Origin of the sequence: Paracoccus sp. (in: a-proteobacteria), assembly GCF_032007265.1 — a bacterium.
Taxonomy (GTDB): Bacteria; Pseudomonadota; Alphaproteobacteria; order Rhodobacterales; family Rhodobacteraceae; genus Paracoccus.
On the sequence record NZ_DALZMB010000105.1, the window covers coordinates 1 to 13,052 of the forward strand.

11 protein-coding genes are annotated in these 13,052 nt (G+C 61.0%); 2 read left to right on the forward strand and 9 right to left on the reverse strand.

Annotated elements, in window-relative coordinates:
- The 6 genes from RTS12_RS17090 to RTS12_RS17115 form a co-directional block, all read right to left on the reverse strand.
- A partial coding sequence (locus RTS12_RS17090; protein WP_312530658.1) for an SPOR domain-containing protein occupies window positions 1-812 on the reverse strand: 812 nt, incomplete at its 3' end.
- Window positions 813-881: 69 nt separating this feature from the next.
- Entirely contained in the window at window positions 882-1,514 is a 633-nt protein-coding gene (upp, locus tag RTS12_RS17095) for a uracil phosphoribosyltransferase (RefSeq protein ID WP_312530660.1), read from the reverse strand.
- Complete coding sequence (locus RTS12_RS17100; protein WP_312530662.1) at window positions 1,511-2,470, reverse strand: adenosine deaminase; 960 nt, start codon at window positions 2,468-2,470, stop codon at window positions 1,511-1,513. Before RTS12_RS17100 ends, upp begins: the two co-directional genes overlap by 4 nt.
- Window positions 2,467-3,660 carry a phosphopentomutase gene (locus tag RTS12_RS17105; RefSeq protein ID WP_312530664.1) on the reverse strand — a complete coding sequence of 398 codons (1,194 nt, stop codon included), beginning with the start codon at window positions 3,658-3,660 and terminating at the stop codon, window positions 2,467-2,469. The genes RTS12_RS17100 and RTS12_RS17105 overlap by 4 nt, the downstream gene beginning before the upstream one ends.
- Entirely contained in the window at window positions 3,653-4,960 is a 1,308-nt protein-coding gene (locus RTS12_RS17110; RefSeq protein ID WP_312530666.1) for a thymidine phosphorylase, read from the reverse strand. Before RTS12_RS17110 ends, RTS12_RS17105 begins: the two co-directional genes overlap by 8 nt.
- Window positions 4,957-5,403: a cytidine deaminase gene (locus RTS12_RS17115; protein ID WP_409455705.1), complete on the reverse strand. Its 447-nt coding sequence runs from the start codon at window positions 5,401-5,403 to the stop codon at window positions 4,957-4,959. The genes RTS12_RS17110 and RTS12_RS17115 overlap by 4 nt, the downstream gene beginning before the upstream one ends.
- A gap of 128 nt (window positions 5,404-5,531) precedes the next feature.
- Here RTS12_RS17115 and RTS12_RS17120 point away from each other — a divergent pair, with 128 nt between their 5' ends.
- Both RTS12_RS17120 and RTS12_RS17125 read left to right on the forward strand, forming a co-directional pair.
- Window positions 5,532-7,811 carry an NADP-dependent malic enzyme gene (locus RTS12_RS17120; RefSeq protein WP_312530670.1) on the forward strand — a complete coding sequence of 760 codons (2,280 nt, stop codon included), beginning with the start codon at window positions 5,532-5,534 and terminating at the stop codon, window positions 7,809-7,811.
- A gap of 147 nt (window positions 7,812-7,958) precedes the next feature.
- Window positions 7,959-9,854: a propionyl-CoA synthetase gene (locus RTS12_RS17125; protein WP_312530672.1), complete on the forward strand. Its 1,896-nt coding sequence runs from the start codon at window positions 7,959-7,961 to the stop codon at window positions 9,852-9,854.
- A 66-nt stretch (window positions 9,855-9,920) separates the two neighbouring features.
- Here RTS12_RS17125 and aroA read toward each other — a convergent pair whose 3' ends face one another.
- The 3 genes from aroA to RTS12_RS17140 all read right to left on the reverse strand — a co-directional run.
- Complete coding sequence (aroA, locus tag RTS12_RS17130; RefSeq protein WP_312530673.1) at window positions 9,921-11,252, reverse strand: 3-phosphoshikimate 1-carboxyvinyltransferase; 1,332 nt, start codon at window positions 11,250-11,252, stop codon at window positions 9,921-9,923.
- Window positions 11,253-11,279: 27 nt separating this feature from the next.
- On the reverse strand, window positions 11,280-11,984 hold the full coding sequence (locus tag RTS12_RS17135) for a tRNA (guanine(46)-N(7))-methyltransferase TrmB (protein WP_312530675.1): 705 nt from the start codon (window positions 11,982-11,984) through the stop codon (window positions 11,280-11,282).
- 53 nt (window positions 11,985-12,037) lie between these two features.
- On the reverse strand, window positions 12,038-13,052 hold a 1,015-nt coding region (locus RTS12_RS17140; protein ID WP_312530676.1), incomplete at its 5' end, for a ribonuclease J.

Here is a 13,052-nt window from a genome sequence, read left to right on the forward strand (position 1 = left end):
CCGGTGCCAATCGGCGGGGAGGTGCGCTTGGGCTTGGCCGTCGGATGGGCCAAAGGATCACCCAAACGGGCCTGCTCTGGCTTATCGGTTTGCGCATCTGGGTCGGATGCTGAAGGCGTAGATCCCTCCTCGTCCTGATCCTGCCCGGAGGTCGATGGATCGATCGCGGGTACAGGCCGGGTAAATGCGAGCCGCGCCAAGTCACTGCGCGGCAACTGATCACAAAACCCCTGAGTTGGGTCCTGTCCCAAACCTTGGGCACGATCCCCGCCCCCGGATTCACCCGTTTCAGCTTTCCCATTATAGCCCAAAAGGTGGCACAGATCTTGATTGGGACGCAGCCCCCGGCCCATTTCCTGCCGGATCAAGGGCTCTGCCGCGGTTTCCGCACGCAGCTGCAGCGCCGGGCCAGCATCGGCCGGCTCGGGGCCAAGGTCGGGCAATTGGGTTTGCGGCCGCGTGTCACTGACCAATTCGCCCGGCCGCAGTTGCGTGACAATCGCATCCGTCAGCGCGTGTTCGATTTGTTGCGCACGGGTCTGCGCAGGTGCGGCATCCGTTTCCGAGGCCGCATTTTGATCCGAAAGATATCTGCGCGCAGTCAGACTGGGCGGATAGCCGCATAGCTGAGTGCCATCGCGGGCAACCCGCGCCGTCCAGTCTTGGTCCTTGCGCGTAAAGACGCAGCCCGTGCTGTCGATATACTGATGCGCAGTAAAGTCGGCAAGCGGCTGCTCGGCCAGCGCAAAGGCCTGAGCGGTGGCAGCACCGCCCCAAAGCAATGCCGCCAGAGTGATAATCGCTTTGTCCAACCCCGTGCCCTATCTTTGCCCCGTCCCTTTCGGAATAGGGCAAAGACCTGAACTTGGAGTTAACGGCGCTTACTTGGTGCCAAACATCCGATCGCCCGCATCGCCCAGACCCGGCACGATATAGCCATGCTCGTCCAGACGCTCGTCCAGCGAGGCGGTGACGATCGGTACATCGGGATGGGCCTCTTTCATGCGCTTGACCCCTTCAGGCGTCGCCAGAAGGCACAGGAAGCGCAGGTTGCGCGCGCCCGCCTGTTTCAGAATATCGATCGCCGCGACCGAAGAGTTGCCGGTTGCCAGCATCGGATCGACCACGATGGTCATGCGCGCATCCAGCTCGTTGGGCACTTTCGAATAATATTGAACCGGTTGCAGCGTTTCCGGGTCACGGTAAAGCCCGATAAAGCCCACGCGCGCAGCCGGGATCAGCTCGAGAATCCCGTCCATCAGACCGTTTCCGGCCCGCAAGATCGAGATCAGCGCCAGCTTTTTCCCCTCAAGGGTCGGCGCTTCCATCGAGCAAAGCGGCGTTTCAATATGGGTGGTGGTCAGGTCCAGCTCGCGCGTGACCTCATAGGCCAAAAGCAAGCTGATTTCGCGCAACAGCCTGCGAAACCCCGCAGTCGAGGTTCCCTTGTCGCGCATGATGGTCAGTTTGTGCTGAACCAGCGGGTGGTTCACGACGGTGAGGTGCTCGGTCATGACAATTCCTTTTGCAGGCGGGTCTTCGTGTCAGTATCGCAGAAAGCCGCCTCGATAGCCCAGAGATTCATGCGGCGAAAGTCCTCATCGTGCCAAGAGAATGCTTCTGCGAGCCTTTCATATTCCTGCCGCAGCGTCGTTTTGAAAAAAGGCGGGTCGTCGGTCGAGATCGTGACCCGCACCCCCGCATCCGCCAATCGCGCAATTGGATGAGCATGCCAATCCGGATAAATCCCCAGCGCAAGGTTCGAGCCGGGGCAGCATTCAAGCGTGATGGCGCGGTCCGCCAGATCGCGCATCAAGGCAGGATCTTCGACCGCGCGCACGCCATGGCCAAGTCGAGTGACGCCTAGGCGCAAGGCCTCGCGGATGGATTGGGGCCCTGCCCATTCGCCTGCGTGGCATGTCAGGCCCAACCCAGCCTCGCGGGCGCAATCAAAGGCCCAGGCGTGATCCTCGGCGCTTCCGACCGTCTCGGCCCCGCCCATGCCAAAGCCCGTGCACCACCCGCCCGAGGTTTCGGCAGCGCAGCGCGCAGCGCGTTTGCTTTGGTCTTGGCCAAAATGGCGCACGGCAGTGGCAATAGCGCGGCATTCGATCCCTTGTGCGCGAAAGCTATGTGCCACCTCGGTCATGGCCGCTACATGGTCCTGCCAGGCATAGAGATCGCCCCCGCCGCAAAAATCGGGTGCGATGAAGATTTCGCAATAGATCACGCCATCTTCGGCGCGTTCACTTAGCACCTCGCCAAGCAGGCGCGCATAATCGCGCGGCGATGTCAAAAGCGAGGTCACGCTTTCATAAAGGCGCAAAAATTCGAAAAAGTCGCGATAGGCATAATTGCCTTTGTCATCGAACAACCGTGGCAGATCGATACGCTTTTCCTTGGCCAGCGCGCGCACAAAAGCCGGCGGAGCCGCCCCTTCCAGATGCAAGTGAAGTTCTGTCTTTTTCATAATGCCTTCAGAAATGAACGTCCGGGGCCAACCGGGGCCAGCCCCAGATGATCGGCAAAGGATGCCGCGACATCGGCATAGGCCACTTGCCCGATCGGCAAAAGCCCCCGCCCCCAGCCCAGCACGGGCACGCGCTCTCGGGTGTGGTCCGTGCCCGTCCAGCTGGGATCGTTGCCATGATCGGCAGTAAAGATCACCAGATCGCCCGGGCGAAGGCGCGCCAGCATCTGCCCCACGATCTGATCGAACCATTCCAGCGCGCGGGCATAGCCGGAAATATCGCGGCGATGGCCGTAAATGCTGTCGAATTCCACGAAATTGGCAAAAGTCAGACTGCCGGACTCGGCGGTTTCAGCCAGCTGCAAAAGGTGCTGGGCCAGATCAAGATCGCTTTTGCCAAGATGCAATTGGCTGATGCCGCGATGCGAGAAAATGTCGCCGATCTTGCCAATCGCATGGGTGGTGCGGCCTTGGCCAAAGGCGCGGTCCAACAGCGTATCTGCGGGCGCAGGAATAGCGTAATCATGGCGATTGGCGGTGCGGGTAAAGTCGCCCACCGTTCCGATGAAAGGTCGCGCGATCACACGGCCAACCCGCATCGGATGCACGATCTTTGCCACCTCGACGCAAAGGGCAAGCAGGCGCTTTAGGCCAAAGTGATCTTCATGTGCGGCAATCTGCAAGACGCTATCGCCCGAAGTATAGCAGATCGGCCAGCCATTTTGCAGATGTTGGGCACCAAGGCGTGCTATGATCTCGGTGCCCGAGGCATGGCAATCCCCCAATATGCCCTCAACCCCCGCAAGATCAGCAATCTGGCGGCTTAATGCGGGGGGAAAGCTGGGCGTTGTGTTGGGAAAATAATGCCAGCGCCACGGCACGGGCACGCCCGCCAGCTCCCAATGACCCGAGGGGGTGTCCTTGCCCCCCGAGACTTCGGTCGCCGCCCCCCATATCCCTTCGGGAATGGCGCCCAAACCCGGCCCATCCATGCCCGAGGCCAGCTTGAGCGCCGCCCCCAATCCCAACCGGTCCAGATGGGGCAGATGCAAAGGGTGGGCCGCGGCAATATGGGCCAAGGTATTGGCGCCCGTATCAGGGCAGGCACCATTGAAAAACTGATCGGCATCGGGCGCGCCGCCGATGCCCAGACTGTCCATCACCACCAAAAAACCGCGTGGCTTAGACATCTTGGGTGATCCTTTCGCGAATAAGCTTGGGCAAATCCGGGGCGAGCGGGCCCAGATGATAGGCTGCACGCAGCCGCGCAGCCGCGCTCTCGGCTGCGGTCACGCTGCTGGCGTGAACAAAGCCCAAAGGTCGCTGGGGCGTCACCTCATCGCCAAGCGCCAAAAGCCCGTCGAAGCCAACACTTGGATTAATCTGATCCGTTGCGCGTTGCCGCCCCCCGCCAAGTGCCACCACCGCCTCGCCAATTGCGGTTGCGTCAATCGCAGTGACATAGTGGCGCCCCTCGCCGCAATTCTGCGCGAAAACCGGCAGGCTGACGCTTGCCTTGGCAAAATAGCGTTGCGGATTATCGATTAAATCGGGCGGCCCCCCCTGCGCGGCAATCATTCGTGCGAAATGCTGGGCCGCGGCACCCGAACCGAAAACCGACCTGGCACGGGCGCGATCCATACCCGCAAGCGTCAGGCATTCCTCGGCCAGGCTCAGCGCAAGTGTGACAAGCCGACCCGTGCCGGTGTGGAATGCCTCAATCACCGCGTTGATCTCTAGCGCATTCCCCGCAGCCGTGGCCAAGGGTTGATCCATATCGGTGATGCAGGCCATCGTCGGGCAACCCGCCGCATTGGCAGTGCTGACCAGCGCATGGGCCAATTCGCGCGCAGCCCCCAGATCACGGCAAAACGCCCCCGAGCCGCATTTGACATCAAGTACCAGCCCCTCAAGCCCTGCAGCCAGCTTTTTCGACAGGATCGAGGCCGTGATCAGATCAAGACTGGATACCGACCCGCTTTCATCGCGAATGGCATAAAGACGCGCATCCGCAGGCGCCAGCCGCGCATTGGCAGCGATGATTGCCGCGCCGCATTCGGCAACGGTCTTGCGAAACTCGGCATCGCTGAGTTGGACGCGAAAGCCGGGAATGGCCTCTAACTTGTCCAAGGTGCCGCCTGTATGCCCCAGACCGCGCCCCGAGATCATGGGCACATAAGCTCCACATGCCGCCAGAACCGGGGCAAGGATCAAGCTGACGCTGTCGCCGATCCCGCCTGTCGAATGCTTGTCCAGAACGGGGCCGGGCAGATCCCATGCCAGAACGTCACCCGAATCCCGCATGGCCTGGGTCAGCGCCGCTCGCCCCTGCGCCCCTGCGCCACGCAAGAGAACCGCCATGGCAAAGGCCGCCGCCTGAGCATCGGTGACAGTGCCATCGACCAGACCGCGCGCGATCAGCTGCGCGCCTTGCGGGCTAAGCCCCTGCCCTTGTCGCAACGCCGCGATAACCGTCCGGGGATCGCTCATAGGGGGATGGTCATATGATCGCGGCCAAAGCGGCCCGGCAGCAATTCGCCGATGCTGGTCTGATCAAGCGCCCCTGCAACGCTGGCCAAAAGAACCGGAGTGGCCGGCGCGCCAAATTCGGCAAGCTTTTGGCGACACCCCCCACAGGGCGGCGTGGGGGCTGGGCTATCGGCAATCACACAGACCGCGGTCAACTGGGTTTCGCCCGCCGCGATCATGGCGGCGATTGCCCCGGCCTCGGCGCAGGTCCCCTCGGGATAGGCGACGTTTTCCACGTTACAGCCTTGATAAATCTGACCCGAGGCGCCGCGTATCGCCGCCCCGACCTTGAAGTTGGAATAGGGCGCATAGGCGCGCTCGCGCACCTGCCGCGCGGCCTTTAGCAGGTCTGTATCTGCTGGCTGCAATGTGCCATCACGCGCCTGCCTATCCTGGTTCGACATATCGGTCATGGCCCCCTCGCTTTCTCTGCCGATCTTGCTTGGCACGGTCTTGTGTTGCAAGTCACACAACGCCCCCTGTTCCCCGTCGAAAAAATAGTTTAACGCTGAACCATCTGCAGGAGGACCAGATGAAAGAGCGTAGGCAGGATAACGCAAAACAGGCGGCATTGGACTATCACGAATTCCCTCGCCCCGGTAAACTTGAGATACGTGCGACCAAGCCGCTTGCCAATGGTCGCGACCTAAGCCGCGCCTATTCCCCTGGCGTCGCCGAGGCCTGCCTTGAGATCAAGGAAGATCCGGCAAATGCCGCACGTTATACGTCGCGCGGCAATCTGGTCGCTGTCGTCTCGAACGGCACCGCGGTTCTGGGTCTGGGCAACATCGGTGCGCTGGCATCCAAGCCGGTGATGGAAGGCAAGGCCGTCCTCTTCAAGAAATTCGCCAATATCGACTGTTTCGATATCGAGCTGAATGAAACCGATCCCGAAAAGCTGGCCGATATCGTTTGCGCGCTAGAGCCAACCTTTGGTGCGATCAACCTTGAAGACATCAAGGCACCTGATTGCTTCATCGTGGAAAAGCTGTGCCGCGAGCGGATGAATATCCCGGTCTTTCACGATGACCAGCACGGCACCGCCATCGTTGTGGGCGCCGCCGCCACCAACGCGCTGCATGTCGTGGGCAAGAAGTTCGAGGATATCAAAGTCGTCTCGACCGGCGGTGGCGCAGCGGGCATTGCCTGCCTGAACATGCTGCTGAAACTGGGCGTCAAGCGCGAGAATGTCTGGCTGTGTGATATTGATGGTCTGGTCTATAAAGGCCGCACCAGCCAGATGACGCCGCAAAAGGCGGAATATGCGCAAGACAGCGAGCTGCGTCAGTTGAATGACGTGATCGATGGCGCGGATCTTTTCCTTGGCCTGTCCGGTCCTGGCGTTCTGACGCCCGAGATGGTCAGCAAAATGGCCAAGCGCCCGATCGTGTTCGCCCTTGCAAACCCGACCCCGGAAATCCTGCCCGAGGATGTGCGCAGCGTCGCCCCCGATGCTTTGATCGCGACCGGGCGCTCGGATTTCCCCAACCAGGTCAATAACGTCCTGTGCTTCCCCTTCATCTTCCGGGGGGCGCTGGATGTTGGCGCGACGGTCATCAATGACGAAATGCAGATTGCCTGCATCAAGGCCATTGCCGCCCTTGCCCGCGCCACCACCTCGGCCGAGGCTGCCGCCGCCTATCAGGGCGAGCGACTGACCTTTGGCGCGGATTACCTGATCCCCAAACCCTTTGATCCGCGCCTGATCGGTACGGTTGCAACGGCTGTGGCCAAAGCGGCCATGGAAACCGGCGTCGCCACCCGCCCGCTGGCGGATATTGCCGCCTATAAGCGCGGGCTTGACGGGTCGGTCTTCCGCTCGGCCATGATCATGCGCCCGGTCTTTGAGGCCGCAGCAACCGCCAAGCGCCGCATCGTCTTTGCCGAAGGCGAGGACGAGCGTGTCTTGCGTGCCGCCAATGCCATGCTTGAGGAAACGACGGATGTTCCGATCCTAATCGGTCGCCCCGAGGTCATCGAGATGCGCGCCGAACGTGCGGGTCTTCCGATCCGACCGAATGTCGATTTCGAGATCGTGAACCCCGAAAACGATCCCCGCTATCGCGACTATTGGGGCACCTATCACGAGCTGATGGCACGCCAGGGCGTCACGCCCGATATTGCGCGCGCAATCATGCGCACCAATACCACCGCCATCGGTTCGGTCATGGTGCATCGTGGCGAGGCCGACAGCCTGATCTGCGGTACATTCGGGCAATTCTCTTGGCATCTGAACTATGTCAATCAGATCCTTGCTCGTGACGGGCTGCGCCCTGTCGGTGCCTTGTCGCTGCTGATCTTGGAAGATGGTCCGCTGTTTGTGGCCGACACTCAGGTCAACCACGCGCCGACGCCCGAACAGATCGCCGATACCGTAATCGGTGCTGCGCGCCATGTGCGCCGCTTTGGCGTCACGCCCAAGGTCGCTTTGTGCAGCCACTCGCAGTTCGGCAATCTCGACACCGATTCGGGTCGTAAGATGCGCGCCGCTTTGGCCATTCTTGAGGCACGCAATGTCGATTTCGTGTTCGACGGCGAGATGCATGTCGACTCGGCGCTGGACCCGTCCATCCGCGAGCGTCTTTTGCCGCATTCGCGTATCGAAGGGGCGGCAAACATTCTGGTGTTCTCGGGAACGGATTCGGCCTCTGGTGTTCGTAACGCCTTGAAGCTGAAGGCAAACGGACTTGAGGTTGGCCCGATTCTGATGGGGATGGGCAACCGCGCCCATATCGTGACCCCCTCGATCACAACCCGCGGCCTGTTGAACATGAGCGCAATCGCCGGCACGCCGCTGACCCATTACAGCTAAGGCGCGTTGCGGGTCTAAACCTTTAGCACAAATGCGGAATTTCCGCATTTGTGCGACAATCCCCTGTTATCGCAATCGCGATGCGCATCATAATTGCGATATCCGACTCCTTAGCGTAATAAAGCTGCGGAGCCTGAGGGGGATACCATGGCATACAAAGACATTTACGACGGCTGGAAAAACGATCCCGAGGCATTCTGGATGGAAGCCGCCCGGCAGATTGACTGGTTTCGCCCCCCTTCCAAAGCCCTGTTTGACGACAAAGCCCCGATTTACGAATGGTTTTCGGATGGGCTGGTAAACACCTGCTGGAATGCGGTGGACCGCCATGTCGAGGCGGGCCGCGGCGATCAGCTGGCGCTGATCCATTCCTCGCCGGTCACGCATACGGTCAAGGGCGTGACCTATCGCGAATTGCGTGATCATGTTGCGGGAATTGCGGGCGGGCTGCGTGACAAAGGCGTTAAAAAAGGCGATCGCGTCATCATCTATATGCCGATGATTGCCCAAGCGGTCGAGGCGATGCTGGCCTGTGCACGCATCGGTGCCGTTCATTCCGTGGTCTTTGGCGGCTTTGCGGCCAATGAGCTGGCCGTGCGCATCGAAGATTGCAAGCCCAAGGCCATTATCGCCGCCTCCTGCGGGATCGAGCCGGGCCGCATTGTCCATTACAAACCGCTGCTTGATAAAGCGATCGAGCTGTCCAGCCACAAGCCCGATTTCTGCGTGATCTATCAGCGCGAACAGGAAATCTGCGAGCTGATCCCAGGTCGCGATTACGCCTGGCACAGCTTCCGCTTTGGCGTCGAGCCCGCAGAATGCGTGCCCGTCGAGGGCAATCACCCCGCCTATATTCTTTATACATCGGGAACGACTGGCCAGCCCAAGGGCGTGATCCGCCATACCGGCGGGCAGCTGGTTGCGCTGAATTGGACGATGAAAAACATCTATAACATCGGTCCGGGCGATCGGTTTTGGACGGCATCCGACGTCGGCTGGGTCGTGGGGCACAGCTATATCTGCTATGGCCCCCTATTCGTCGGTGCGACCTCGGTCATCTACGAGGGCAAGCCTGTCGGCACCCCGGATGCGGGCATGTTCTGGCAGGTGATCCAGAACCATAAGGTCAAAAGCTTTTTCACCGCCCCCACCGCCATTCGGGCGATCCGACGCGAAGATCCTGACGGGTTGATGATCAAGGACTATAACCTGTCGAACCTTCAGGCGGTGTTTCTGGCGGGGGAACGGGCTGATCCGGAAACCATTGCTTGGCTGCAAAAGCACCTGAACGTTCCGGTGATTGATCATTGGTGGCAGACCGAATCCGGTTGGCCCATTGCCGCAAACCCCTTTGGGATCGAACTGTTGCCGGTCAAGCCGGGCAGCCCGACCTTGCCGATGCCGGGCTATGATGTGCAGGTGCTTGATGATGAGGGGCGCCCCCTGCCTGCGGGTGAATTGGGTGCGATTGCGATCAAACTGCCCCTGCCGCCCGGAACTCTTCCCGGGCTATGGCAGGCCGAGGCGCGGTTTCGCAAAAGCTATCTCGAGAAATTCCCCGGCTATTACGAGACAGGCGATGCGGGATATCTTGATGACGAGGGCTATGTCTACATCATGGCGCGCACCGATGACGTGATCAATGTCGCGGGCCATCGCCTGTCGACGGGCGCGATGGAAGAGGTTCTGGCCTCGCATCCCGATGTTGCGGAATGTGCGGTCATCGGTGCGGCCGATCAGTTGAAGGGCCAGATGCCTGTTGGTTTCCTTTGCCTGAAAAAAGGTGTCAGCACGCCTCATGATCAGGTGGTCAAAGAGGTCGTGGCACTGGTGCGCGACCGTATTGGCCCGGTGGCTGCCTTTAAATCGGCAGTGGTGGTCGATCGGCTGCCCAAAACCCGTTCCGGTAAGATCTTGCGCGCCAGCATGGCCAAGATCGCCGACAACCAGACCTTCGCGCCGCCCGCGACCATCGATGATCCTGCCATTCTTGATGAGATCCGCCTTGCCCTGCAAAGCATCGGCTACGCCAAAGAGGCATGAATGTGAAAACGGGCGCCCTTGGGCGCCCGTTTGATCATCTGTCAGCCTGCGCGCAAGCAAATGCCCTTACGCGATATGGGCACCCAGTCGCTGCATCAGCGGCAGGAAGTCCGGGAAAGAGGTCATGATCGGGCTGCCGTCATCGACACTGATCGGCTGATCCGATGCCAGACCTGCGATCAGGAACGACATGGCGATGCGGTGATCCAGATGGGTCACGGCCTCGGCGCCGCCTTGCAGGCTGCCGGTGCCGATCACCGTCATGCTGTCGCGGGTTTCCTCGACCTGCGCACCGTTGGCGCGCAGCCCGACGGCCATGGCATCAATGCGGTCGCTTTCCTTGACGCGCAATTCGGCCACGCCATTCATCACGGTCGGGCCTTGTGCAAAGCAGGCAATGACCGACAGGATCGGGAATTCATCGATCATGCTGGCCGCGCGCTCGGCAGGAACGCTGACACCTTTCAGCGGGCTATAGCGCACCACCAGATCCGCGACGGGCTCACCCCCCTCTTCGCGGGTGTTTTCAAAGGTGATATCCGCGCCCATCTCTAGCAAGGTGACGTATAGACCATCGCGCGTCGGGTTGCGGCTGACACCCGGCACGCGGATTTCAGAACCCGGAACGATCAGCGCTGCGGCGACCGGAAAGGCCGCGCTTGACGGATCGCGAGGGACCGCCACGCTTTGAGCGCGCAATTCCGGGCGCCCTGTCAGCGTGATGACATGTCCTTCGGGGGTTACTTCGGTCTGGATCTGTGCACCAAAGCCCTTGAACATACGCTCGGTATGATCGCGGGTGGCCTCGGCCTCGATCACGACCGTGTCGCCGGGGGCATTCAGCCCGGCAAAAAGGATCGCGGATTTGATCTGCGCGCTGGCCACCGGGGTTTTGTAACGGACCGGTACCGGCTCGGCCGCGCCTTGGATGGTGACAGGCAAACGGCCGCCTTCGCGCGACGAAATCTGGCAGCCAAACAATGCCAAAGGATCGGTCACACGCGCCATCGGACGCCGCGACAGGCTGGCATCGCCCGTAAAGGTCGTGGTGATCGGTGTCGTGGCCATGGCCCCCATGATCAGACGCACGCCGGTGCCCGAGTTTCCGCAATCGATCACGGATTCGGGCTCGGCAAAGCCGCCAACGCCCACACCCTGCACCGACCATGCCCCCTCGCCCGTGCGCGTCACCGTCGCACCAAAGGCTTGCATGGCCTTGGCGGTGTCCAGCACATCCTCGCCCTCCAGAAGGCCGGTGATGGTGGTCTCACCAACCGCCAAAGCGCCCAGAATCAGCGCACGATGGCTGATCGACTTGTCGCCTGGAACAGCGGCCTCGCCGGTCAATGCCCCCGAGCGATGGGCTTTCATGGGCTTGGGTTCAGCGGAATGAGACATGGGGCAGCCTTTCAGATGATACGCAGATCAGACATCGTTGCGACGGAAGGTGACATAATGGGGCACACGGCCCTCACGCAGGGCCTTCTGTTCATAGCGGGTCGAAATCCAGTCGTCCCAAGCCACGCCGCCCTCGCTGATCAGGGTGAAACCGGCGGGCGGAACCTCTTCGAGGGTCTGGCGGACGTAATCGGGAATATCCGTAGCCACGCGGAATTCGGCACCCGGCTTCAGCACGCGCGCAAGCGGGATCAGATGCTCGGGGGTGACAAAGCGACGGCGGTGGTGACGCGCCTTGGGCCAGGGATCTGGATAGTTCAAAAAGGCCTTGTCGATCGAGGCCGGTGGAAGCACATCCATCAAATCACGCGCATCGCCCGCATGAACGCTGACGTTTTCGACAGCCGCTGCGCGGATCTTGCCCAAAAGCATGGCGACGCCGTTGATGAAGGGCTCGCAGCCGATCACGCCAACCTCGGGGTAGCGCGCGGCCATATGGACCATGTGCTCGCCCCCACCAAAGCCGACCTCTAGCCAGACCGGACGCGCATCGCCAAAGATGCTGGCGGGCGTCACAATCAGACGTTCGGGATTTTCTTCGATGGTGATACCTTGCGGACGCAGATCGCCAAGATCCTCGGCCAGATAGCCTTTTTGGCTCTGGCGGAGGGTCTTGCCGTGGCGGCGTCCGTAAAAGTTGCGACGCGGGGGGGCTGGATCGAATTCGCTCATATCCGGGCTTTGCCCGGCTGACGCGAAAAGGTCAAGCGACCCCGCATCACCGCTTATTCAGCAGCCAGTCGGCTGATGACGACCGTGACTTCCGGCTTCTTGCCGATCTCTTCCATCGAGACCTGACGGGTGATCTTCCGGATCGCCTCTTCCAGGCGTTTATCGCTGCGCGCGGTGGCATCGTCAGCGCGATCCAGGAATTCCGACAGCTCGGATTCGATCTGCTCGGCCAGGCTGACCCCTGCCCGGCCACGCTCGGGCAGGCCCATGGTTTCCACCAAAGCATCCGGAATCAGATGGTCATCCTCATCCACGATGATCGAGACGATCGCATGCCCGTTCAGCGCCATACGGATACGGTCACGTACAACGCCGTCCATCGCCCCGATCAGCACCGAGCCATCTAGATAAATTCGGCTGGTTTCGATACGTTCCGCGACCACCGGACGATTTCCCGTCACATCGACCATGGTGCCGTTAGTGGCCACAATCGAGGCAATCCCCTTGTTGGCGGCAATCGTTGCGTGTTCGCGCAAATGCATATGCTCGCCATGCATCGGAATGACCATCTGCGGCTTCAGCAGCTCGTGCACGGCCTCGATGTCGGGACGGTTGGCATGGCCGGACACGTGATAGGTGCCATCATCGGCATCATAGACATCGACCCCCATTTCCGAGAATGAGTTCATGATGCGGATCACGCCACGCTCGTTGCCGGGAATGGTGCGAGAGCTGAACAGGAAGCTGTCACCATCCTTCAGGTTCAGGCCAAGATAGCGCCCACGCGAGAGCTGCGCCGAAGCCGCGCGGCGTTCGCCTTGCGAGCCGGTGACGATCAGCATGACCTTGTCACGCGGCAGATCCGCCGCCTCTTCCGGGCCGATGACGGGCGGGAATGCCCCCAAAACACCGGTTTCCTGCGCGACGCTGACCATGCGGCGCATGGCGCGGCCCAGCAAGCAAACCTTGCGGCCCGCAGCAACGCCCGCCTCGGCCAGGGTTTTCAGACGCGCCACGTTCGAGGCAAAAGTGGTCGCCACGACCATATTCTTTTGCGCCATGACGAAA